The sequence below is a fragment of the Paraburkholderia franconis genome (assembly GCF_009362735.1).
In the GTDB taxonomy this organism is placed as follows: domain Bacteria; phylum Pseudomonadota; class Gammaproteobacteria; order Burkholderiales; family Burkholderiaceae; genus Paraburkholderia; species Paraburkholderia franconis.
In genome coordinates this window covers 65,086-88,746 of the sequence record NZ_WHNP01000003.1, presented here as the reverse complement: position 1 = coordinate 88,746, position 23,661 = coordinate 65,086, and the positions used below count along the sequence as shown (strand labels likewise).

Sequence of the window (23,661 nt, the reverse complement as noted above, 5' to 3'; positions counted from 1 at the left end):
GGCGCGCGCCGGCATTACATGGGTGGCTCGACGGTCGTGCGGCGCTCCCCCAACGGCTGATGCGTGGGCGAGGACGGGGCGACGACGCCCATCGAGACGATGTACTTGAGTGCGGCGTCGACGGTCATGTCGAGCTCGATCACTTCGCTTTTCGGCACCATCAGGAAGAAGCCGGACGTCGGGTTCGGCGTGGTCGGCACGTAGACGCTGACGTGATCTTCCTTCAGGTGGTTGACCACGTCGCCGCCGGGGATGCCCGTCAGAAACCCGATGGTGTAGGACCCTTTGCGCGGGTACTCGATGAGCAGCGCCTTGCGGAATGCGTTTCCGCTCGACGACAGCAGCGTATCGGACACCTGCTTGACGCTGGTGTAGATCGGACCGACGACGGGAATGCGCGCGACGATCACTTCCCACCAGCCGACCAGCTTCTGCCCAACGAAGTTCTGCGTCAATAGACCGACGACGAAAATGAACGCGAGGGTCAGCACTGCGCCGAGTCCGGGCAGGCGGAAGCCGAGCAGCCGCTCCGGCTGCCATGAACGGGGCAGCAACAGCAGCGTCTGATCCATCGTGCCGATGATCAGGCCGAGCACCCACAACGTGATGGCGAGAGGCACCAGCACCAGAAGGCCCGTCAGGAACACCGATTTGAGCGTCGTTTTTTTCGTCGTCATGTGTATCGCCAGAAATCCGCACGAACCCCTTGCGCGGCGCCTACTTCACCGTCGAGCGGCGAACCGGCTACGCGCCAGAGCTGCTTGCCGAGGCGGGCGCCGCTGCGGGTGCAGCAGCCGGCGCGCTCGTGGAAGCCGCGCTGTCGGACGAAGCCGTTTCCGGCTTGCTGTCGGCCTTGCCAGCCGATGCGCCCGAGCCGTTGCCCGCGCTGGAAGCTGCGCCCGAATTGCCGCCACGGAAGTCCGTGACGTACCAGCCCGAGCCCTTCAGCTGGAAGCCGGCGGCAGTGACCTGCTTGCGGAACGCATCGGCTCCGCACTCCGGGCATTGCGTCAACGGGGCGTCGCTCATTTTCTGAAGCACGTCCTTCCCGAAGCCGCATGACTCGCAACGATAAGCGTAGATCGGCATGATCTTGTCCCTACAGAAATCTTTTGAACGCTTGCAAAGCCTTGAATTATAGCCGCAAACGATGGGCCGCCCTGGAATTCCAGGGGGAAACGGCCGGCATAGCCACCGGTTATGTAGATGAAGGCAATAGCGTCGCGAATCAAGCCCTTGTTGCGCCGCGCCGACGCCACGTCAGCCAGCGCTCCCGGCCAGCAAAGACGGCGATCGAATCGTCGACGGGCTCGTCTTCCAGCAGTTCGAAATGGGGCGTGAGCAGCGCGTCGAGTTCGGCGCGCTCGATGCCGAACGGCGGCCCCTTCGGCGTCGCGCCGATGAAGAAGTAACCGGCGAGCAATCCGCCAGCCGGCAACAGAGCGGCCATGCGCGCCGCGTAGTCGTCGCGCCGCGACGGCGGCAGCGCGCACATGAATGCCCGCTCGTAGATCCAGCCCGGCTCGAAAGGCGGCTGATACGTGAAGAAATCGGCGACTTCCACGACGTCGACATGCGCGCCCAGTTGGGCGCGCGCGGCTTCGACCGCGTTGGGCGCAAAGTCGATTGCGCGAACCGGCCAGCCTCGTTCGGCAAGCCACCATGCCTCGTACGCGCTCCCGCAGCCGGGAATCAAGACGGGCGTCGGCGCGTGCCGCTCGACGAACGCCTTGAACGATGCCGGCACCCCCGCCTGATCCCACGGCGTGTAGCCGCGCTCGAAGCGCTCGTCCCAGAAGCCGGGCGCGTTCGGATCGCGGTTTTCGAAATCCGGCGCGCCGGAAGGAACTGTTGGCCTGGAACCGCTCATCGGCATACCTCGAAATGGGGAGTTCAGTAGCCGCCGTACGCGATGCTCAGCCACGCGCGAGCCAGCATCGCACCGACACCCACGGCCACGCCGAACATCAACAGTCCTTGCAGCAGGCGGTTCGTGCGCTTCTGCTCGAGCAGGATCTGGCGGATAGTTTCGTCGTTGATGCCGCGCTGCTGCGCGTCGTGCCGCAGCGCCAGCGCGTGATGAATCAGCCGCGGCAATTGCGGAAGCGTCTTGCTCCATTGCGGCGCCTCGATCTTGAGCCGCTCGTACCAGCCGCGCATGCCGACCTGCTCGTTCATCCAGCGCTCGAGATACGGCTTCGCCGTCTTCCAAAGGTCGAGTTCCGGGTCGAGCGAACGGCCCAGTCCTTCGACATTGAGCATCGTCTTTTGCAGCAGCACCAGTTGCGGCTGGATTTCGACGTTGAAGCGGCGCGACGTGGAGAAAAGCCGCATCAGCACCTGGCCGAGCGAGATGTCTTTCAGCGCGCGGTCGAAATACGGCTCGCAGACCGCGCGGATCGCGCTTTCCAGTTCTTCGACGCGCGTAGTCGGCGGCACCCAGCCGGATTCGAGGTGCAGCGTCGCGACGCGGTGATAGTCGCGCTTGAAGAACGCGAGAAAGTTCTGCGCGAGATAGTTCTTATCGAAGTCCGACAGCGCGCCGATGATGCCGAAATCCAGCGCGATATAGCGCCCAAAATGCGCCGGATCGAGACTCACCTGAATGTTGCCGGGATGCATGTCCGCGTGAAAGAAGCCGTCGCGGAAAACCTGCGTGAAGAAGATCTCGACGCCCTCGCGCGCCAGCTTCGAAATATCGACGCCCGCCGCACGCAGCGTATCCACCTGGCTGATCGGCACGCCGACCATGCGCTCCATCACGAGCACGTTGGCCGTGCAGTATTCCCAGTACATCTCCGGCACGAGCAGCAGATCGAGGCCCGCGAAATTGCGCCGCAACTGGCTGCCGTTCGCCGCCTCGCGCATCAGGTCGAGTTCGTCGTGCAGATACTTGTCGAATTCCGCGACCACTTCGCGCGGCTTCAGGCGCTTGCCGTCCGCCCACAGGCGCTCGGCCCACACAGCGAGATCGCGCAGCAACGCGAGGTCGGAATCGATCACGGGCAGCATGTTCGGCCGCAGCACCTTCACGGCGACCTGCTTGCCCGCGTGCTCGCCCGTCTTCAGGGTCGCGAAGTGAACCTGCGCAATCGATGCGCTCGCTACCGGCACGCGTTCGAAGTCGTCGAAGATCGAATCGACGGGCGCGCCCAGCGACTTTTCGATGATAGCGATCGCGACGTCCGAATCGAACGGCGGCACCTGGTCTTGCAGCTTCGCGAGCTCGTTCGCGATGTCGGGGCGCAGCAGGTCGCGGCGCGTCGACAGCACCTGACCGAACTTCACGAAGATCGGCCCGAGGCTCTCGAGCGCGAGACGCAGCCGCAGCCCGGGCGGCTGATCGAACTTGCGGCCGACCGTGGTGATACGCAGCAGCAACCGCACGCGGCGGTCGTTGATGCGGCTCAGCATCATCTCGTCGAGGCCGAACCGGATGACGGTAAAGAAGATCTTGAGGAAACGCAGGAAACGCATGACTGAGCCCGATGACTAGCGCGTGCCGCGCGACGTGGCGGCGCCGCCCGGCGCATGGGCGCCGCGGGCTTCGACCTTCTGTTCGAGACGCTCGATGCGTTTCTCGACGCGCGCGAGCGCATCGCGGGCACGCGCCAGTTCGACATTGAAATCGTCGAGCGCGGTGCGGCGCACCAGTTGCGGGTTCTCGTCGAGCAGATATTCGGCCACTGATTCGAGCAGGTTGCGGCCCGTGCGCATCGCATGATCGCCGACCGTGCGCGCCACCGACGCGATCCGCCACGCGGGCCCGTCGCCGATCAGCTTCGCCAGGTCTTCTTCGGGCTCCCAGCGCAGATGCTCGGCGAGCTTGGCAATCACGGTCGCGAACTCCGCATCGCCTTCGATCTTCACATGCTTCATCACAGCCGCCTGACCGCCTTTCAGGAACGCGGGCGCGGCATCGGCGGGCACGGAGACGGTGACATCGAACGCGTGCGCTTCGCTTTCGTCGACGGCGCTCAGATAGCCGTCAGGCTGGACCAGCAGGATCAGCGTGACGGGAGGGCACGAGAGCCGCGCGGTCTTGCCGGCATACGGGGTGAGGCGTTCGCGCGCCCACGTTTCGCGAGCGAGCAGATGGTTGACGGCAGCAGCGAAGGGCTTGGCGGCAAAGGTCATCGGAAGTGGAAAGAGAAAACCCGCGCCGGCGACTGCCGACGCGGGTTCCTATTGTAACGTCCGTTCGCTTCGCGCCTTGCTCTGCCGAACGGCTAATCCTTGACGGAATATCAGTGATGATTCACTTGCTGGATGCCCGCGAGCAGCCAGCCTTCGCCCGTACGGGTCGACTTCGACAGGTTCCAGATTTCCTCGAACGGCTCGGCCGTTCCGCCCATCGTTTCGCGGATCAGGCCATAAAAGCGCACGCTCGCGAAATACTCGCTGCCGCGATCTTCGACGCCGAGCAGATCGGCGTCCAGTTTCACGACGTCGGTCTGGTTCTTCTCTGCGCCGCGCGAAGCCAGGTCGACCTTCACTTCGGCGAACATTTCCGGCGTCGTGAACTCGCGGATGTCGTCCATGTTGCCGGCATCCCACGCAGCCTGCAGGCGCACGAAGTAGACCTTCGCGTTACGCAGGAACGCTTCGGAGTCGAAGCCGGCCGGCACGGCGGGCGCGGCCGCGACTTCGGGCGTCGTCAGCGGGTTGCCTTGCGGCGCGAGGTACGAGCCCGATGGCGGCGCCGTATAGCGCGGCTCCTGCGAGTAGCCCGTGCCGCCCGCGTTCAGTGTCGGCGAATTGCCGGCATAAGCGGGCGCGGATGCATCCCGCTTGCGGCCGAGGAACTTGCGGATCAGCCAGATCGCGACGAACGCGATCAGCGCGACGACGATCAGGTTCGCCATCATGCCGGCGAACGCCTCGCCCAGACCGAAGTGCGACAACAACGCCGCGATGCCCAGACCCGCCGCGAGACCGGCGATCGGCCCAAGCCAGCGCGAGCGGTTGGGCTGTGGCGCGGGCGTGGGCGGCGGCGTGGCCGGACGCTGCGACTGCATGCCTTGCGCCGGCGTGCCCGGCGACTGCGAAGGCGACGGCGCCGTCTGCTGAGACGGCTGCGTGATATTGGACTGGCGCCCGAAACTGCGGCTGCCGCCCATGCGTTTCGCTTCGGCGTCGAGCGAATTCAGCATGCCGACGGTAATCAGGCCGACCATCGCGATCAGTCCGATTCTCCTCGCCCACGACCCCCTAGCCTTACAACGAGATAACATATTCGAATCGGACATTTTCGCAATTTCCTTTAGAAACGAGAAGTTAGGGACGCTAGTATTTGGTCCCGATATGTAAAGCTACCACGCCAGCTGACAAATTGTAATATTTGACGGCGTCGAGGCCAGCTTGTTCCATCATCGTCTTCAAAGTTTCCTGGTCCGGATGCATGCGGATCGATTCAGCCAGATAGCGGTAGCTGTCAGCGTCCTTCGCGAAGCGCTCGCCGAGCCACGGCAGCACCTTGAACGAATAGACGTCGTACGCCTTTTTCAGCGGGTCCCACACTTTCGAGAACTCCAGCACGAGCAGCCGCCCGGCCGGTTTCAGCACGCGACGCATTTCCGCGAGCGCCACGTCCTTATGCGTCATGTTACGCAAACCGAATGCCACTGTGACGACATCGAAGTAGTTGTCCGGAAACGGAATCCTTTCGGCGTCGCACAGCAGCGTCGGCGTAATGATGCCCTTGTCGATCAGGCGATCGCGACCGACTCGCAGCATCGATTCATTGATGTCGGTGTGCCACACCTGACCCGTCTCGCCCGCCTGCTTCGCGAACGCTTTCGACAGGTCGCCCGTGCCGCCTGCGATATCGAGCACCTTATAGCCGGACCGCACGTTGGCCTGCGCGATCGTGAACGCCTTCCACGCGCGGTGCAGCCCGCCCGACATCAGGTCGTTCATCAGGTCATAGTTGGAAGCGACCGAATGGAACACCCCCGCCACTTTCTTCGCTTTTTCCTGTTCATCGACTGTCTGATAGCCGAAGTGGGTATTGGTCATCGCGCTTCGTCCTTTCGCGTATTCATTCTGAAAATTGTTTCGCCACGTTCCGGCGGCGGGTAGAGCAGATCACCACCCGCGGATGGCCGCCCCGCGGATGGCCGCCCCGCGGATGGCCGCCCCGCGGATGGCCGCCCCGCGGATGGCCGCCCCGCGGATGGCCGCCCCGCGGATCGTATCAGTGTCTGTGGCCGTGCGCCGGGCTGGATACGGGCATCGGCGCGTCCCGGTCGACGCCCGCTACCTTAAGTTTGTCGAAATACTCGGCCCAGAGTTCGTCTTGACGGGTCGCGAGATCCCACAGCAGGTCCCACGAATAGATGCCCGTGTTGTGACCGTCGGAGAACGTGGGCTGCAGCGCGTAGTTGCCGACGCCTTCGAGCGCCGTGATGGTCACTTCACGCTTGCCCGTCTGCAGCGTCTCCTGGCCGGGGCCGTGGCCGCGCACTTCCGCCGATGGCGAATAGACGCGCATCAGCTCGAACGGCACGCGGTAGCTCTTGCCGCTCGCATATTGCAATTCGAGCACCCGCGATACGGCGTGAACGACGACGCCGGTGGGCACCGGCGTATCGGATTTCAATCCACTCATGATGACCTCAGGCGAGAGCTTGTTCGATTTCGCCGCGTACCGCTTCGCGCAACAGCGTCGCCTGCGCGCGGCGCTGGGACAGCATCGTTTCGGATACCGTCCGCTGGCGCGGCGCCCAGATGGGCAGCGGGAAGTGCGCGTCGTTGGAGAAGCGCGGGATCACGTGCCAATGCACATGCGGCACCTGGTTGCCGAGGCTCGCCAGGTTCACCTTGACGGGTTGCAGAATGCGCCGGATCGCGCGCTCGACCGCGTAGACCACGCGCATCACGTGGTCGCGCTCCCCATGGCCGAGGTCGGAGAACTCGGCCACATGCCTGTTCCAGATCACCCGACAAAAGCCGGGATAGTCGTGTTCGTCGGCGAGGACGACACGTAGCGTGTCGTCCTGCCACAGCACGTCGCCGCCATCTTCACGGCAGAAAATACAGTCCATCGTCGACCTCGAGCGAAACCCCATATCGTGCCATTAGACCAGCACGCGCTCGATTCCGCCATTGTTCGCACGCTGGACATAGTCGGCCATCCAGTCCTCGCCGAGGACGTGCCGCGCGATTTCGACGACGATGTAGTCGGCTTCGATGTTCGCGTCTTCGTTGTAGCGCGACAGCCCTTGCAGGCAAGACGGGCAGCTCGTGAGAATCTTGACGTCCGCTGCGCCGTTCGCACCGGTTGCGCCATTCGGCTGCGGACCATCGCCCGCCTTCAGCACCGAGCCCGGCTGAGCACCCGCCGCGCCCGCCGCCGCGTTCGCCATGTTGATCGCGTTCGCGCCCGCGTCGGCCACGACGGGAATGCCGCGCAGCTTCGCCGCCCCCTTGCGGATTTCCTCTTCCTTGCGGAAGCGCACCTGCGTCGAAATATCCGGACGCGTGACGGCCAGCGTGCCCGACTCGCCACAGCAGCGATCGTTCTTCTCGATCTTGTAGCCGTCGTTCTTCTCGGTGCCCATCAGTTCGTTGACGAGCTTCACCGGGTCGATCGTCTTGATCGGCGTGTGGCACGGGTCGTGGTACATGTAGCGCGTGCCCTTCACGCCGTCGAGCTTGATGCCCTTCTCCAGCAGGAATTCGTGGATGTCGATGATCCGGCAGCCCGGGAAGATCTTGTCGAATTCATAGCCCGCCAGCTGGTCGTAGCAGGTGCCGCAAGACACGACCACTGTCTTGATGTCGAGATAGTTCAGCGTGTTCGCGACGCGGTGGAACAGCACGCGGTTGTCAGTGACGATCTGCTCGGCCTTGTCGTACTGGCCCGAGCCGCGCTGCGGATAGCCACAGCACAGATAGCCCGGCGGCAACACCGTCTGCACGCCCGCCTCCCACAGCATCGCCTGGGTCGCAAGGCCGACCTGCGAGAACAGGCGCTCCGAGCCACAGCCCGGGAAGTAGAACACCGCTTCCGAATCGACGGACGTCGTCTTCGGGTTGCGGATGATCGGCACGATCTTGTTGTCCTCGATGTCGAGCAGCGCGCGCGCCGTTTTCTTCGGCAGGTTGCCCGGCATCTTCTTGTTGACGAAGTGGATCACCTGCTCGACGACGGGCGGCTTGCCCGTCGTCGCGGGCGGACGGGCCGTCTGTTTCTTGACGATCTTCTTCAGCACTTCGTTGCCGAGGCGCTGCGCCTTGTAGCCGACGCCCATCATCGCGGTGCGCGCGAGATTGATGGTCTGCGGATTGGTCGCGTTCAGGAAGAACATGCCCGCCGCGTTGCCCGCGTTGAACTTCTTCTTGCCCATCTTGCGCAACAGGTTGCGCATGTTCATCGATACGTCGCCGAAGTCGATCTTCACCGGGCACGGCGTCACGCACTTGTGACAGACGGTGCAGTGATCGGCGACGTCGTTGAACTCGTCCCAGTGCTTGATCGACACGCCGCGGCGCGTCTGCTCTTCATACAGGAAGGCCTCGACCAGCAGCGACGTCGCGAGAATCTTGTTGCGCGGGCTGTACAGCAGGTTCGCGCGCGGCACGTGCGTCGCGCAGACGGGCTTGCACTTGCCGCAGCGCAGGCAGTCCTTCACCGAATCGGCGATCGCGCCGATATCGGACTGCTGCATGATCAGCGACTCGTAGCCCATCAGGCCGAACGACGGCGTGTACGCGTTGCGCAGGTCCGCGCCGTCGAGCAGCTTGCCCTTGTTGAAACGCCCTTGCGGATCGACGCGCTGCTTGTACGCGCGGAATTCGCCGATTTCGTCTTCCGTCAGGAATTCGAGCTTCGTGATGCCGATGCCGTGCTCGCCGGAAATCACGCCATCCAGCGAACGAGCGAGCTTCATGATGCGCGCCACCGCAGTGTGCGCGTCCTGCAGCATCTCGTAGTTGTCGGAGTTGACGGGGATGTTCGTGTGAACATTGCCGTCGCCCGCGTGCATGTGCAGCGCGACGAACACACGGCCGCGCAGCACTTGCTTGTGAATCGCCTGCGCTTCGTCGAGGATCGGCTTGAACTCGCCGCCGTTGAAAATCTGCCGCAACTCAGCGCGGATCTCCTGCTTCCACGACACGCGCACCGTGCGATCCTGCACGATATGGAACACGTTCGCGTTGGGTTGGTCATCGACGCGATCCGCGAATTTTTCCGCAAGACCCGCATAACCGAGTTGCACCAGATAGTGCTGCGCCTCGCGCAACGACAGGTCGAGCTTGTCGCGCAGGAATTCCCAGCGCTTCTTCACACGGCCAAGCAGTTCGAGCGCCTGATGCACGCGGTCTTCGAGCAGCTCGGCGCTCGGGATCTCGTTCGCGTCGTCGGTCTTGCCGAGGGGCAGCTTGCCGCTCCGGAAGAACACTTCGAGCGCGTCGACCAGTTGCAGCTTGTTCTTGATCGACAGTTCGATGTTGATGCGCTCGATGCCGTCCGTGTATTCGCCCATCCGGTTGAGCGGAATCACGACGTCTTCGTTGATCTTGAACGCATTGGTGTGCTTCGCGATCGCGGCCGTGCGGCTGCGGTCGAGCCAGAAGCGCTTGCGGGCCTCGGCACTCACGGCGACGAAGCCTTCGCCGCTCTTGCCGTTGGCCATGCGGACCACTTCGGACGTCGCAGTGGCAACGGCATCGGCGTCGTTGCCGACGATATCGCCGATCAGCACCATCTTCGGAAACGCGTTGCGCTTGCTCTTCGTCGCGTAGCCGACGGCGCGCAGATAACGTTCGTCGAGATGTTCGAGGCCCGCGAGAATCGCGCCGCCCTCTTTCGACGTTTCGAACAGATAGTCCTTGATTTCGACGATGCTCGGAATCGCCTCGCGCGCCTGGCCGAAGAACTCCAGGCAGACGGTGCGCGTATGCGCGGGCATCTTGTGCAGCACCCAGCGCGCGGACGTGATCAGGCCGTCGCAGCCTTCCTTCTGGATGCCCGGCAGCCCGGCGAGGAATTTATCGGTGACGTCCTTGCCGAGCCCTTCCTTGCGAAAGCGCCGGCCTTCGATCTCCAGCAGTTCGGTGCGCAAGAGCTTTTCGCCAGGCGCGTGTTCGCCGTCGAACCACTTCAGTTCGAAGCGCGCGACGGGAATGTCGTGGATCTTGCCGAGGTTGTGGTCGAGCCGCGTGATTTCCAGCCAGTTCCCTTCCGGGTCGACCATGCGCCACCAAGCGAGATTGTCGAGCGCCGTGCCCCACAGCACGGCCTTCTTGCCGCCCGCGTTCATTGCGACGTTGCCGCCGATGCACGAAGCGTCGAGCGACGTCGGATCGACGGCGAACACGTAGCCCGCCTGCTCGGCCGCCTCCGTCACGCGGCGCGTGACGACGCCCGCGCCGGAGAAGATCGTCGGCACCTTGTGCGCGACGCCGGGCATTTCCGTCAGTTCGACGGCGCCGAGCTGTTCGAGCTTCTCGGTATTGATAACGGCGGAGAACGGCGTGAGCGGCACCGCGCCGCCCGTGTAGCCCGTGCCGCCGCCACGCGGAATCACCGTCAGACCGAGTTCGAAGCACGCCTTGATGAGGCCGGCGATTTCGGCTTCCGTATCCGGCGTCAGGACGACGAACGGATATTCGACGCGCCAGTCGGTCGCGTCCGTCACGTGTGAGACGCGCGCGAGACCGTCGAAGCGGATGTTGTCCTTCTGCGTCCGGCGGCCCAGCACCTTCGTCGCGCGGCGGCGCAGGTCGGCCATCTTGTCGAACTCGCCCGCGAATGCATCGACGGCGCGGCGCGCGGCGGCGACCAGCGTTTCGACGCGCGCGGCGCGACCGACACCTGCTTCGTCGCCATGTTCGGTCAGATCGGCGCGGCGGCGCTTTTCGATTTCAGTGAGACGGTGATTCAGCGCCTCGATCAGCAGCGTGCGGCGCTTCGGGTTGTCGAGCAGGTCGTCCTGCAGATAAGGATTGCGGCGCACGACCCAGATGTCGCCGAGCACTTCGTACAGCATGCGCGCCGAGCGGCCCGTGCGGCGCTCCGTGCGCAGCTCGTCGAGCGCGGCCCAGGCCTCGTCGCCCAGCAGGCGAATGACGATTTCGCGGTCGGAGAACGACGTGTAGTTGTATGGAATTTCGCGCAGACGCGGTTCGGCATCGGCGGCGACGGTAGCGGCGGCGCCGTGCGGATCGAAAACTTGAGGTGCGTTCATGTTTGGACGACTCGGTAGGTCAGCTACGCGCGCTCATCGAACATTCGGCGAAGAGGCGTGCTGACGGTGCGCGTGGGGCGCAATGCTGGAAATCTTTCTATAGTGTGCGAAGCCTCGACCGGCGGCCTGTGCCCGGGATCGCCGGGGACATGGCGAGAACATAGATGGCCGGTCGCGTCGCGGCGCTCAGATACAGCTACACGATCGTGCATGCCGCACGTGCCGCTGCGCCGCGGGGCGAGCCTCACGCGGGACGGGCATCAAATGGGCGATCCGAGGCTGCCAATGCATCATCTGATCCTTTTCCAAAACACGATTCTACCGCATGATCCCCGCGCGCGTTGACGCCCGGATGTCCGCGTGACAAGCCTTTGCGCGTCAGCCTGCCAGAATTCGCCGCGAAACTGCCAGACGGCGACGCGCCCGAAATGCATCGTCGCCCGCATCAGGCCGCGCGGGATTTTCCGACCGTCCGGTCGGCCGACTGGCTGCGTGAATACGGCGAAACCCCACGGCCTAATGCCGGATCAGGTGCGTCGGGGCAGGCCGTTGGCGCTATCATTGATCCTTTCCCGTCCCACAAAAGCGCATCGCGCGCGATCCGCATGGCTTCCCACGACTATCTGAAGAAAATCCTCACCGCCCGCGTCTACGACGTTGCGCGTGAGACCGAACTCGAACATGCGCGGAATCTGTCCGCACGGTTGCGCAACGCCATTTACCTGAAGCGCGAAGACAATCAGCCCGTCTTCTCTTTCAAGGTGCGCGGCGCGTACAACAAGATGGCGCACATTCCCGCCGACGCCCTCGCGCGCGGCGTGATCACTGCCTCGGCGGGCAATCATGCGCAGGGCGTCGCGCTGTCGGCGGCCCGCATGGGCGTGAAGGCGATCATCGTCGTGCCCGTGACGACGCCGCAAGTGAAAGTCGATGCCGTGCGCGCGCATGGAGGGCCGACCGTCGAAGTCGTGCAGGCGGGCGAATCGTATAGCGATGCCTACGCGCACGCAGTGAAGTTGCAGGAACAGCAAGGCCTGACGTTCGTGCATCCGTTCGACGATGAATATGTGATCGCCGGCCAGGGCACGGTCGCGATGGAAATCCTGAGCCAGCATCAGGCGCCGATTCACGCGATCTTCGTTCCCATCGGCGGCGGCGGTCTCGCGGCGGGCATCGCGGCGTATGTGAAATCGGTGCGCCCGGAGATCAAGGTGATCGGCGTGCAGACCGACGACTCGTGCGCGATGGCGCAATCGCTGAAGGCGGGCAAGCGCGTGACGCTGAACGAAGTCGGCCTGTTCTCGGACGGCACGGCCGTGAAGCTCGTCGGCGAAGAGACGTTCCGCCTGTGCCAGGCGTATCTCGACGATGTGCTGACGGTGAACACCGACGCGCTGTGCGCCGCGATCAAGGACGTCTTCCAGGACACGCGCAGCGTGCTGGAGCCGGCGGGCTCGCTGGCCGTCGCGGGCGCGAAGCAGTATGCGGAGCGCGAAGGCATCGAGAACCAGACGTTGATTGCCGTCACGTCCGGCGCGAACATGAATTTCGACCGCATGCGCTTCGTCGCGGAACGCGCGGAAGTGGGCGAGGCACGCGAGGCCGTGTTCGCCGTGACGATTCCGGAAGAGCGCGGCAGCTTCAAGCGCTTCTGCGAACTGGTGGGCACGCGCAGCGTCACCGAGTTCAACTACCGTATTGCGGACGCGAAGTCCGCCCATATCTTCGTCGGCGTGCAGATCCGCAACCGCAGCGAATCGGCGCAGATCGCCAGCGCCTTCGAGGAGCACGGTTTCGCGACCGTCGATCTGACAGGCGACGAACTGTCGAAGCAGCACATCCGCTACATGGTCGGCGGACGCTCGCCGCTCGCGCACGACGAGCGCCTGTTCCGCTTCGAGTTTCCCGAGCGGCCGGGCGCGCTGATGAAGTTCCTGTCGTCGATGGCGCCGAACTGGAACATCAGCCTCTTCCACTACCGGAACCAGGGCGCGGACTATAGCTCGATCCTCGTCGGCATTCAGGTGCCGTCGGCGGAAGACGCGGAATTCGCGCGCTTCCTCGCGACGCTCGGTTATCCGTACTGGGAAGAGACGGCGAACCCGGTGTATCGACTGTTCCTCGCCTGACGCATGTCCATTTGACGCATGGCCTTTTCGCTGAACGACAAGCTGGTGGTGGCGATCTCCTCGCGCGCGCTGTTCGATTTCGAGGAAGAGAACCGCGTGTACGAGGATGGCGATCTGCGCGCCTACGAAGGGCTGCAGCGCGAGCGGCTGAACGTGCCGGCCAAGCCCGGCGTCGCGTTTGGGCTGATTCGCAAGCTGCTCGCGCTGAACGCGGGCGCGCATCGCGTGGAAGTGGTGATACTGTCGCGCAGCGATCCCATCAGCGGCTTGCGGGCATTCAGCTCGTGCCGCGAGCATGGGCTTGCGATCGAGCGCGGCGTGTTCACGCGCGGCCGCGCGCCGTTTGCGTATCTGAAGCCGCTGAATGCGTCGCTGTTTCTGTCCGCGAATCAGGACGACGTGCGCGATGCGCTGGCGGCGGGATTTCCCGCTGCGCGCGTTTTGCCCGAATCGGCGAAAATGGCGAGCAAGTATCCGGACGAAATTCGCATCGCGTTCGACGGCGACGCCGTGCTCTTTTCCGACGAAGCGGAGCGCGTGTTTCAGAGCGATGGCTTGCGGGCATTCGTCGGTCATGAGATCGACAACAAGGATTTGCCGCTCGCCGACGGACCGCTGAAGCCGTTGCTGAAGGCCTTGCACCGCTTGCAGACGCTAGCCGACGAAGCCGCGCCGATGCACATTCGCACGGCACTCGTGACGGCGCGCTCGGCGCCCGCGCATGAGCGGGCGATCCGCACGCTGATGGCCTGGAACATTGAAATCGACGAAGCGATGTTTCTTGGCGGGCTCGACAAGAGCGCGTTTCTGCGCGAGTTCGAGCCGGACTTTTTCTTCGACGATCAAATTCGCCACTGCGAATCGGCCCGTGACGTGACAGCGATCGGGCATGTCGTGAGTGGCATCGTGAACGCATCATGACACCCGAACAATCTCCGCTGGGCAAACCGGCCACCTATACCGAACAGTACGACGCAACGCTGCTCTTTCCGATTGCGCGGAAGAATGCGCGCGATCAGATCGGCATCGGCGCGACGTTGCCTTTCTTCGGCACGGACATCTGGAACGCGTATGAGTTGTCGTGGCTCAACGCGCGCGGCAAGCCGCAGATCGCGATTGCGACTTTCTATATTCCGGCGGATTCGCCGAATATCGTCGAGTCGAAATCGTTCAAGCTGTATCTCGGGTCTTTTGCGCAGACTTCATTCGATTCGATCGATGTCGTGCGCGATACCATCAAGCGCGATGTGTCCGCCGCGTGTGGCGCTTCCGTGTCGTTGCATCTCTATCCACCCGCGGAGTTTTCGAAGCTCGGGCTCGATGAGTTCGAAGGGACTTCGCTGGATCGGCTCGATCTCGAAGCCGAGATTTATCAGCCGGATGCCGGTTTGCTGAAGGCCGCACTGGATGAGGCGCCTGTCGAAGAGACCTTGTTCTCCAATCTGCTGAAATCCAATTGCCCGGTAACGGGACAGCCCGATTGGGGCTCCGTGCAGATTCATTACGTCGGGCCGCAGATCGATCACGCTTCGCTGCTTCGATACATCATTTCTTATCGGAACCATACGGGGTTCCACGAGCAGTGCGTCGAAAAGATCTTTACCGATGTGCTGAAGGTTTGTCAGCCGATGAAGCTGGCCGTGTATGCGCGCTATACGCGGCGCGGTGGGCTCGACATCAATCCGTTCCGCACGAACTTCAATCTGCCGATGCCGGATAATCTGCGCACTGCGCGGCAGTGAGCTTTTTGTCTGCGACGCTTTTTGTTTTGGCTTTTATGGCTTGGCGCCGGCATCCGCGAGGCGCCTCGCGGATGCCGGCGATAAGGGCAAAGCAAACAGCCAAACACCAAACCTCAAGCCGCAGGCTTCTTATAAGCGACGCAATCCACTTCGACCTTGCAGTCGATCACCATCGACGAAACGACACAAGCGCGCGCGGGCGGATTCGCGCCGAAGTACTCCTTGAATACCTTGTTGAAAGAAGCAAAGTCGCGCGGATCGTCGAGCCAAACACCGCAACGCACGACGTGCTCAGGCCCGTATCCCGCCTCGGCCAGAATAGCGAGCACGTTCTGAATCGCCTTGCGCGATTGCTCGACGATCCCGCCGTTGATCACTTCGCCGTTCTCCATCGGCGTCTGCCCCGACACGAACAGCCAGCCATCCGCTTCGACCGCACGCGCGAACGGCATCACCTGACCGCCCGTGCCTTTGCCACCTTCAACGCCATAACGCTTCATCGTTCAACTCCTGTCATGTAAGCGCGTTCGCAACCAATGCGAACGCATCAATCCAAAATTCAAAATGCGTCGGACAACGCCGCACGCGATGCCGCTGTCGCTCCACGCGCGACGAACTTGCCCGCGCGTTCGCCCGTCGGCTTGCCGTCGAGATACGACAGCACGCCATTCACCCACACGGCGTCGATGCCATCGGCGGCCTGCTGCGGTTTGTCGAACGTCGCCGCATCGCGCACGCGCGCCGGGTCGAACAGCACGAGATCGGCGTGATAGCCGATATGCACTTCACCGCGATCGTTCAAGCCGAAGCGCCGCGCCGACAGGCTCGTCATCTTGCGGATCGCTTCTTCGAGCGGAATCAGCTGCTGGTCGCGCGCATAGTGTCCGAGCACGCGCGGAAACGCGCCCCACAGACGCGGATGCGGCAGGGGATCGTTCGGCAAGCCATCGGAGCCGACCATCGTCGCCGGATGCGAGAGGATGCGCCGCACGTCGTCCTCGGACATGTTGTGATACACGGCGCCAGCCGGCTGCAGGCGCTTCGCGGCTTCCTGCTGCGTCACGCCCCACTCGGCCGCGATGTCCTTCACCGTCTTTCCCGCCATCTCGGGATGAGGCGTCGACCACGTGATCGTGATGTCGATATCGCCCGTCACCTGCTTGAGATCGAGCGTCGACGAACTGCGGTTGTACGGATAGCAGTCGCAGCCCACGGGATGCAGCCGGCGCGCGCCTTCGAGCGATCCGAGCACCTCGACGCTGCGCCCCCAGTTGGACGGCCCCGCGCACTTCAGATGTGAAATGACCACGGGCACGCGCGCGTGCTTGCCGATCCGATACGCCTCGTCCATTGCGTCGAGAATCGCGTCGAACTCCGTGCGCATGTGCGTCGTGTACAACGCGCCCGCCGCCGCAAGCGGTTCGGCAAGCGCCATCACTTCTTCAGTCGGCGCGGCGAATGCAGAGCCATATGCGAGACCCGAGCTCAAGCCGAGCGCGCCGTTCGCGAGCGCCTCTTCGAGCTGCGCGCGCATGCCGTCGATTTCCTGCGGCGTCGCCGCGCGATCGAGCCGGTCCATATGGTTGTTGCGCAGCGCCGTGTGCCCGATCAGCGCGCTCACGTTCACCGACGGCTTCGCCGCATTCACCGCATCGACATACGCGGCGAAGGTCGGATACTGGAACGCATCGCGCTCGCCGAGCAGGTTCATCGGATCGGGCGGATCGCCCTTCAGCGACACGGGTGACGCACTGATCCCGCAGTTGCCGACGATGACCGTCGTCACGCCTTGCGTGATCTTCGGCAGCATTTGCGGCGAGCGGATCACATGCGTGTCGTCGTGTGTGTGAACGTCGATGAAGCCCGGCGCGAGCGCGCGGCCGTTCGCCTCGATTACTTCTTCGGCCAGCCAGTTCGACAGATTGCCGATCGCGACGATCTTCCCATTGCGTATCGCCACGTCGCGCTCGACAGGCGGCGCGCCCGTGCCATCGTACATTTGCGCGCCGACGATCAGCGTATCGGCGGCTTCGGGGTGCGAATGCATGGATCAGTCTCCTAACGGTTGTCGGTCGCCGCCGCCGCGATGCGCATCGAGCGCATGCTTCATGCGGCGCAGCAGTTCGCGGCTCTCGTCGCCGAGACTCAGGGCCAGTTCGGTGACGAGCACGTCGAGTGCCATCATCATCGCGTAGCGCGACGACGACGGCTTGTAGATGAAATCGGTTTCAAACGCGACGATGGGGATCAGCCAGTCGGCGAGCTTTGCAAGCGGCGACGCGGGCGCCGTCACCGTGATGAGCGTCGCGCCGTAGCTGCGCGCAATGCGACAACTGTCGACCATCTCCGGCACGCGGCCCGTCGTCGAAAGCGCGATCACCACGGTGTCGCGCGATACCGTCGATGCCACCATGCGTTGCAACAGCCCATCCTGATACGTCGCGACCGGCCGGCCCAGACGCACGAGCCGAAAGCGCATTTCGTCGGCGAGCGCCGTCGAGCCGCCGCCCATGCCGAACACGTAGATCATCCGCGCTTCGCGCAAGGCGGCAGCGGCTTGCGCAATGGGCGCCTGGCACAGCAGGTGATGGTTGTGCGCGAGCGCCGTCTGCAACTCGTCGAACACGCGTGTCGCGAGCGGCTCCGGCGTGTCGGGCTGCGCGCCCGGTTGCAGGAAGCGCTGGCCGACGGCGGCCGCCTGCGCGAGCCGCAGTTTCAGTTCGCGCACGTCCCGGCAGCCAACCGCTTTCGCGAAACGCGTGACCGTCGCGACGCTCACTTCCGCCCGCTCGGCCAACGCGCCGATGCTGGCGCGCGATGCGCTCATCAGATCGTCGAGGATCAGCGCCGCCACCTTGCGCTCCGCCGAGCGCAACTCGGGCGCGCATTCGGCGATGCGCGCGACGATGTCGAAGGCAACGGGTTCGGCTGTGGAATTCATCGCTCGCGCGCACCACGCAGCGCCGGTAACATCGGCTGCCGGATGCGTGGTACTAAATAACATTTCATCAGTCATCGTACTTTCTGTAACATGGTAAAGTCAACTTCGATTCGATTTAACCGGATGATGGAGCAGCGTGACATGAAAGTTACAAACTATCAGGGAGCGACGATCGATCCTTATAGCAAGGGCTTGGGCAATGTGCCGGGCACGAGTATCCAGCTTGCGGACGCCGCGCGTCTCGAATGGAATCTGCTCGACGAGGACGTAAGCCTTCCGGCCGCCGTTCTGTACGCGGACCGCATCGAGCACAACCTGAACTGGATGCAGAAGTTCGTCGCCGAATACGGCGTGAAGCTCGCGCCGCACGGCAAGACGACGATGGCGCCGCAACTGTTCCGCCGCCAGATCGAAACGGGCGCATGGGGCATCACGCTCGCGACCGCGCATCAGGTGCGCGCCGCGTATCACGGCGGCATCTCGCGTGTGCTGATGGCGAACCAGCTGGTCGGCAAGCGCAACATGCTGATGATCGCCGAGTTGCTGAGCGATCCCGACTTCGAGTTCTTCTGTCTCGTGGATTCCGTCGAAGGTGTCGAGCAGCTCGGCAAGTTCTTCGGCTCGGTGAAGAAGCAGTTGCAGGTGCTGGTGGAGCTCGGTGTGCCGGGCGGCCGCACGGGCGTGCGCGATGACGCGCAGACCCACGCCGTGCTCGACGCGATTGCGCGTTATCCGGATTCGCTGAAGCTCGCGGGCGTCGAACTGTACGAAGGCGTGCTGAAGGAAGAACAGGAAGTGCGCGACTTTCTGCGCAGCGCCGTCAGGCTCACGCTCGATCTGTCCGATCAGGGGCGCTTTGCGCGCACGCCCGCTGTGCTGTCGGGTGCGGGATCGGCATGGTACGACGTCGTCGCGGAAGAATTCGCGAAGGCTTCGCGCAAGGACCGCATCGAGATCGTGCTGCGTCCGGGCTGCTATCTGACACACGACGTCGGCATCTATCGCAAGGCGCAGACGGACATATTCAGGCGCAATCCCGTCGCGAAGCGGATGGGCGAAGGCTTGCTGCCCGCGCTGCATCTGTGGGCCTACGTGCAGTCGATACCCGAACCGGACCGCGCGATCATCGGCCTCGGCAAGCGTGACTCAGCATTCGACGCTGGCTATCCGGAACCCGCGAAGCACTATCGTCCGGGCACGCAGGCGCCGCGCGATGTCGCCGCTGACGAAGGCTGGGAAATTTTCGGCATGATGGATCAGCACGCGTATCTGCGGATTCCCGCAGGCGCCGATCTCAAGGTCGGCGACATGATCGCGTTCGACATCTCGCATCCGTGCCTGACGTTCGACAAGTGGCGTCAGGTGCTCGTGCTCGATCCTTCGTATCGCGTGACGGATGTGATCGAAACGTTCTTCTGATTTTTCTTCGATCGGTTCTTCGACGGGTGCTTCGATTGGAGCGGCGCTGCGCGACACTCGCTTCGTGTCACCGCATGCGCCGCTCTCTTCAGCCGCTCAACGTCCTGCGGCCGTGGCTTCGGTATCAGCGGACGCGGCCGTCACCACTTCGCCGATGCGCGCCTCAAGCATCGTCAGCGCGCTCGCCAATCCCGCCAGCACGTCGTCCGGCAAGGCGGCCATCGTGTCATGCAGGAACGCATTGCGATTCGGCAGACTCGTTTCGATTGCGGCACGGCCTTCGTCGGTGAGCTTGACGTTCGTGATGCGGTTATCGCGCTCGTCCATGCTGCGCGCGATCCAGCCCATTGCCTCCAGCGACTTCAGTTGACGCGTCAGCGCGCCCGGATCGACGCGCAAGCGCTCGACCAGTTTCTTCTGCGACGACTCGCCCGCCTGTTCGTACAGCGCGAGCAGAATGCGCCAGCGCGGCAGCGGATGACCGACACGCGTTTCGAACGCGGACATGAACGCCCGATACGTGCGGCCGAACTGTTGAAGGATAGCGACGCGGTCCTGTTCTTCCATGATCTTTCTACGACTCCGAAGCGCTGAAACACCGGTCAGTCGACGTGGACGACCGGCTCGATCTGCTTGCGCAGCCTGACGGGCGGAACGCGATGGCTCTGCCAGATCGCAAACACGGCGACCAGCGCACCCAGCGCGAGACCCATATGGATCGCGCCGACCAGCGATTCGCGCGCCGACTCCAGCAGCACCGCGCCATTGTGCCCTGCGCGCGCGAGTTCATTCAAAAGCGTGTGCTGTCCGTCGCGATTGACGAGAATCTGCGGATCGCCGAGATTGGCGAACCACTGGCTCGCGTGATCGGCATCGAGTGCATTGCGCACGCCGCTCGCGTACATATGCGTGACGAGCGTGCCCGTCAGCGCCGTGCCGATCATGCCGCCGATCATCCGCAGCGATTGCAGCAGCGCCGTCGCAATGCCGAGGTGCTCGCGGCCCGCCGTCTGCTGCGCGAACACGGTGAGATTCGGCAACACGAAGCCGAGACCGAGGCCGCCCAGCGTCATGAACAGCATCAACAGCCAGTGCGGCATCGAGCGCGTGGCGACCACCACGCCCAGCGATGCCGCCGCGAACAGCGCAAAGCCGATGTACAGCATCACATTCGGATTCGGTATGCGCGACACGACGCGTCCGTTCGCGATGCTGCCAATCGTGATGAACACGACGAGCGGCGTGATCACGAGGCCCGCCTCGTTCGGCATCATGCCGAAGCCGCCCTGAAACAGCAGCGGCGCGTAGAACAGCAGCGAGAACATCGCGAAGCCGCCCAGCACGGCCAGAATGAAGAGCGCGGAAAGGCTCCGGTTGCGGAACATGTCGATGGGAAGAATCGCTTGCGAGAAGCGCTTTTCCCACTGCCACAGCGCAATCGCGCTCACGACGCTGATTGCGAGCAACGCAACGGCCGATGCCGTGACGCCATGCTTCGGCAGAAGCTCGACAAAAAGTTGCAAGCTGCCGAGTGACAGCGCGATCAACAGCGCGCCCGGCCAGTCGAGCCGCATCTTGCCTTCGTGCACGACGTGCCGCAGGTGCGGCAGATATCGCCATACGAAGACCAGCGACAGCAGGCCGACGGGCAGGTTCACGTAGAACACCGAGCGCCAGCCGTAGTACTGCGTCAGAAAACCGCCGAGCGACGGGCCGACGGCATTCGCGATTCCGAACGCCGAACTCATCAGCACCTGCCAGCGCAGGCGAACCACGGAATCAGGGAACAGATCGGGAATGCACGCGAACGCGGTGCCGACCAGCATGCCGCCGCCGATGCCCTGCAAGCCGCGCGCGATCACGAGGAACAGCATGTCGTGCGCGGCGCCGCATAGCACCGAAGCCGCCGTGAATACGACGATCGACGCAATGACGAACGGCTTGCGCCCGTAGTAGTCGCCGAGGCGGCCGAAAATCGGCACGGTGATCACCGACGTCAGCAGATAGGATGTCGCGACCCATGCGTAGAGCTCGAAGCCTTTCAGGTCAGCGACGATCGTGGGCAGCGCGGTGCCGACTACTGTCTGGTCGAGCGCGACGAGCATCGACACGAAAGAGACGCCGAGCATCGCCAGCAGCGATTCCCGGAACGGTAAAACTTGCCCACTCGAATGGTGAGCGGCAGTGTGTACGGCCATTTTTGATGGTGCAACTGTTGACGAGTCAACGATACTGAATCATACCACGCCGAATGGTTCTAATCCTGCGTGCATCGACGTGCCGTTTTCGCCAGGAATGCGTAAGAAAATCGTCATCAGACGAAGTCAGGGAGATTCATGAATCCAGCCACGCTTGCCGCCACACCGCTTTCCACCGACGACCTCGCCGCGCTGCGCCGCGCCAGGCACGAACTCGAAAGCCCCGCGCTGGCGATGAAACTGGCGGGCATCGTCGGGGCGCCGCTGGAAAAACTGATCGCGCGCATGCCGTCGATGGCCAGCGACAAGGTCAACGACGCGACGCAACTCGCGCTGCGCAAATGTCTGCAGATCGCGCTGCGCACGCTCGGGCGGCCGATCGGCGGCGCGCCGCTCGGCGTCAGCGAACGGCCGAGCAATCTGCTGCACAAGTTCGCCGTCGCGACGACGGGCGCCGCGGGCGGCGCATTTGGAATGCTCGCGCTGCCCGTCGAACTGCCCGTCACGACGACGCTGATGTTCCGCTCGATCTGCGATGTCGCGCGCAGCGAGGGCGAGGATCTGACGTCGATCGATACGCAGCTGCAATGTCTGACGGTGCTCGGCATGGGTGGCACGTCGAAAGCCGATGACGACGCCGACTACGGCTATTTCATCATGCGCGGCGCTCTGGCCCAGGCGGTATCGAAGGCGTCGTCGGAGATCGCGACGAAGGGATTCACCACACAAGGCTCGGCGGCGCTGCTGCGCCTCATGAGCACGATCGCGTCGCGCTTCTCGGTGCAGGTCAGCGAACAGATTGCGGCCAAGTCGATTCCGGCGATCGGCGCGGTGCTCGGCGCGATGGTGAACACCGTTTTCATCGATCACTTCCAGCAGGTCGCGCACGGCCACTTCACCGTGCGCAGGCTGGAGCGCCAGTACGGCCCGGAGGCCGTCCAGGCGGCCTATCAGGCAATCGACGTTTCGCTCGACGGATGAAGGTTGCCCCGCGCGCCCGTCACGCGCCGGACGAAACGGGCGGCGAGATCGAGCGAGCGGCCCGCCTCCGGGATGAACGGCACCCATAGCTGCCATACGTGCGGCATCTTGCGCCAGATTTCGAAGTCGACGTCGACGCCCGCCGTGCGCGCCTTGTCCGCGACGCGGCGTGAATCGTCGAGCAGGACTTCCGTGCTGCTCACCTGCATGAAGAGCGGCGGCAAACCGCTCAGGTCCGCGTAGAGCGGCGAAGCGTAAGGATGCGTCGCAGGCGTGCCGCCCAGATAAAGCTTTGCCGCGCGCGCGACGGACGGACCATGAAACATCGGATCGATGCCATCATTGGTTTCCAGCGACGCGCCTGTCGCGGCCAGATCGGTCCACGGAGAAAACAGGACCGCGCCCGCGGGCAGCGAATTGCCTGCATCGCGCAACGCGACGAGCGTCGCGAGCGCGAGACCGCCGCCCGCTGAATCGCCCGCGATCACGATCGATTCCGGCTTCGTCCCTTCTTCGAGCAGATGTCGATAGGCGGCGAGCGCATCGTCGAGCGCGGCAGGAAACGGGTGCTCCGGAGCGAGCCGGTAATCGAGCGAGAAGACGCGCGCGTCGCTGCGCGTGGCGAGGCCGAAGGAAGCCGCGCGATGCGTCTGCGGCGAGCAGAAGTAGTAGCCGCCGCCATGCAGATACAGGATCGTTGCCGCGTACTGGCCGTCGGCGCGCGTGAGCCATTCGCCGCGCAACGGCCAGTCCTGCTCGCGATATTGTTCGTGCAACGCCCAGCCGGGCGGCACGCGCGGCGTATAAGCGCGCTTCGCTGTCATCTTGCGCGCGCGTTCGGCGCTGATCGTCGAATGCCGCGTCTGCGGATGAAACTGACGGCGCAGAAACCAGCACGCCAAGGCGCTTTGCCAGCTCATCGGAATGGCCTCCATCGACGTTTAAGCGTCATGGTACGTGGCTTTTGGCTGACTTCCGTCGAACGAGACTCGAAGGCGGGTTTATTGGCGTCGCAAACGGGCGCGCGCCGCTTGAAAAGGTACGAACGCAGGAGAC

21 protein-coding genes are annotated in these 23,661 nt (G+C 63.8%); 5 read left to right on the top strand and 16 right to left on the bottom strand.

The features are described 5' to 3' along the window. Positions 1–14 precede the first annotated feature (14 nt). The 10 genes from GCT13_RS03850 to GCT13_RS03800 all read right to left on the bottom strand — a co-directional run bounded on the left by GCT13_RS03850 (position 15) and on the right by GCT13_RS03800 (position 11,195). Positions 15–677, bottom strand: coding sequence for a DUF502 domain-containing protein (locus GCT13_RS03850; RefSeq protein WP_090863550.1), 663 nt, complete (start codon positions 675–677; stop codon positions 15–17). A gap of 67 nt (positions 678–744) precedes the next feature. Continuing rightward, positions 745–1,089: an FmdB family zinc ribbon protein gene (locus GCT13_RS03845; protein ID WP_152755438.1), complete on the bottom strand. Its 345-nt coding sequence runs from the start codon at positions 1,087–1,089 to the stop codon at positions 745–747. A gap of 139 nt (positions 1,090–1,228) precedes the next feature. After that, on the bottom strand, positions 1,229–1,870 hold the full coding sequence (locus tag GCT13_RS03840) for a class I SAM-dependent methyltransferase (protein WP_152755437.1): 642 nt from the start codon (positions 1,868–1,870) through the stop codon (positions 1,229–1,231). Positions 1,871–1,893: 23 nt separating this feature from the next. Next, positions 1,894–3,477 carry a ubiquinone biosynthesis regulatory protein kinase UbiB gene (ubiB, locus tag GCT13_RS03835; protein WP_152755436.1) on the bottom strand — a complete coding sequence of 528 codons (1,584 nt, stop codon included), beginning with the start codon at positions 3,475–3,477 and terminating at the stop codon, positions 1,894–1,896. A gap of 15 nt (positions 3,478–3,492) precedes the next feature. Then, complete coding sequence (locus GCT13_RS03830) at positions 3,493–4,137, bottom strand: ubiquinone biosynthesis accessory factor UbiJ (RefSeq protein WP_152755435.1); 645 nt, start codon at positions 4,135–4,137, stop codon at positions 3,493–3,495. Between the two features lie 110 nt (positions 4,138–4,247). Beyond that, positions 4,248–5,249 carry a Tim44 domain-containing protein gene (locus GCT13_RS03825; RefSeq protein WP_152755434.1) on the bottom strand — a complete coding sequence of 334 codons (1,002 nt, stop codon included), beginning with the start codon at positions 5,247–5,249 and terminating at the stop codon, positions 4,248–4,250. A gap of 37 nt (positions 5,250–5,286) precedes the next feature. Then, positions 5,287–6,018, bottom strand: a complete 732-nt coding sequence (gene ubiE / locus GCT13_RS03820) for a bifunctional demethylmenaquinone methyltransferase/2-methoxy-6-polyprenyl-1,4-benzoquinol methylase UbiE (RefSeq protein WP_152755433.1) — start codon at positions 6,016–6,018, stop codon at positions 5,287–5,289. 178 nt (positions 6,019–6,196) lie between these two features. Then, positions 6,197–6,610: a gamma-butyrobetaine hydroxylase-like domain-containing protein gene (locus GCT13_RS03810; RefSeq protein WP_152755432.1), complete on the bottom strand. Its 414-nt coding sequence runs from the start codon at positions 6,608–6,610 to the stop codon at positions 6,197–6,199. Between the two features lie 7 nt (positions 6,611–6,617). Next, the gene (locus GCT13_RS03805; RefSeq protein ID WP_087734312.1) at positions 6,618–7,046 is read right to left on the bottom strand and encodes an HIT family protein; all 429 of its coding nucleotides are present in this window, start codon (positions 7,044–7,046) and stop codon (positions 6,618–6,620) included. 33 nt (positions 7,047–7,079) lie between these two features. After that, positions 7,080–11,195, bottom strand: coding sequence for a DUF3683 domain-containing protein (locus GCT13_RS03800; protein ID WP_152755431.1), 4,116 nt, complete (start codon positions 11,193–11,195; stop codon positions 7,080–7,082). 560 nt (positions 11,196–11,755) lie between these two features. Between GCT13_RS03800 and ilvA the strand changes: the two genes are divergently transcribed. The 3 genes from ilvA to queF are packed head-to-tail and all read left to right on the top strand — an operon-like array spanning position 11,756 to position 15,066. Then, positions 11,756–13,324: a threonine ammonia-lyase, biosynthetic gene (ilvA, locus tag GCT13_RS03795; protein ID WP_321574192.1), complete on the top strand. Its 1,569-nt coding sequence runs from the start codon at positions 11,756–11,758 to the stop codon at positions 13,322–13,324. An 18-nt stretch (positions 13,325–13,342) separates the two neighbouring features. Continuing rightward, entirely contained in the window at positions 13,343–14,245 is a 903-nt protein-coding gene (locus GCT13_RS03790) for a 5'-nucleotidase (protein WP_152755429.1), read from the top strand. Continuing rightward, the gene (queF, locus tag GCT13_RS03785; protein ID WP_152755428.1) at positions 14,242–15,066 is read left to right on the top strand and encodes an NADPH-dependent 7-cyano-7-deazaguanine reductase QueF; all 825 of its coding nucleotides are present in this window, start codon (positions 14,242–14,244) and stop codon (positions 15,064–15,066) included. The genes GCT13_RS03790 and queF overlap by 4 nt, the downstream gene beginning before the upstream one ends. Positions 15,067–15,179: 113 nt before the next feature. Here the strand turns inward: queF and GCT13_RS03780 are convergent, their stop codons facing one another. From GCT13_RS03780 to GCT13_RS03770, 3 genes are read right to left on the bottom strand one after another with little or no spacing between them, the layout of a single operon-like run. Beyond that, complete coding sequence (locus GCT13_RS03780; protein ID WP_152755427.1) at positions 15,180–15,566, bottom strand: RidA family protein; 387 nt, start codon at positions 15,564–15,566, stop codon at positions 15,180–15,182. A 59-nt stretch (positions 15,567–15,625) separates the two neighbouring features. After that, complete coding sequence (locus GCT13_RS03775) at positions 15,626–17,113, bottom strand: N-acyl-D-amino-acid deacylase family protein (RefSeq protein ID WP_152755426.1); 1,488 nt, start codon at positions 17,111–17,113, stop codon at positions 15,626–15,628. Between the two features lie 3 nt (positions 17,114–17,116). Then, the gene (locus GCT13_RS03770) at positions 17,117–18,007 is read right to left on the bottom strand and encodes a MurR/RpiR family transcriptional regulator (protein WP_152755425.1); all 891 of its coding nucleotides are present in this window, start codon (positions 18,005–18,007) and stop codon (positions 17,117–17,119) included. Positions 18,008–18,148: 141 nt separating this feature from the next. Between GCT13_RS03770 and GCT13_RS03765 the strand changes: the two genes are divergently transcribed. After that, positions 18,149–19,426, top strand: a complete 1,278-nt coding sequence (locus GCT13_RS03765) for an amino acid deaminase (protein WP_152755424.1) — start codon at positions 18,149–18,151, stop codon at positions 19,424–19,426. 96 nt (positions 19,427–19,522) lie between these two features. Here the strand turns inward: GCT13_RS03765 and GCT13_RS03760 are convergent, their stop codons facing one another. After that, positions 19,523–19,993, bottom strand: coding sequence for a MarR family winged helix-turn-helix transcriptional regulator (locus GCT13_RS03760; RefSeq protein ID WP_152755423.1), 471 nt, complete (start codon positions 19,991–19,993; stop codon positions 19,523–19,525). 35 nt (positions 19,994–20,028) lie between these two features. Beyond that, positions 20,029–21,624, bottom strand: coding sequence for an MFS transporter (locus GCT13_RS03755; protein WP_152755422.1), 1,596 nt, complete (start codon positions 21,622–21,624; stop codon positions 20,029–20,031). A 138-nt stretch (positions 21,625–21,762) separates the two neighbouring features. Here GCT13_RS03755 and GCT13_RS03750 point away from each other — a divergent pair, with 138 nt between their 5' ends. Further along, on the top strand, positions 21,763–22,605 hold the full coding sequence (locus tag GCT13_RS03750) for an EcsC family protein (RefSeq protein ID WP_152755421.1): 843 nt from the start codon (positions 21,763–21,765) through the stop codon (positions 22,603–22,605). Here GCT13_RS03750 and GCT13_RS03745 read toward each other — a convergent pair. Then, positions 22,575–23,525 carry an alpha/beta hydrolase gene (locus GCT13_RS03745; RefSeq protein ID WP_152755420.1) on the bottom strand — a complete coding sequence of 317 codons (951 nt, stop codon included), beginning with the start codon at positions 23,523–23,525 and terminating at the stop codon, positions 22,575–22,577. The two genes, GCT13_RS03750 and GCT13_RS03745, sit on opposite strands and share 31 nt — an antisense overlap. Positions 23,526–23,661 lie beyond the last annotated feature (136 nt).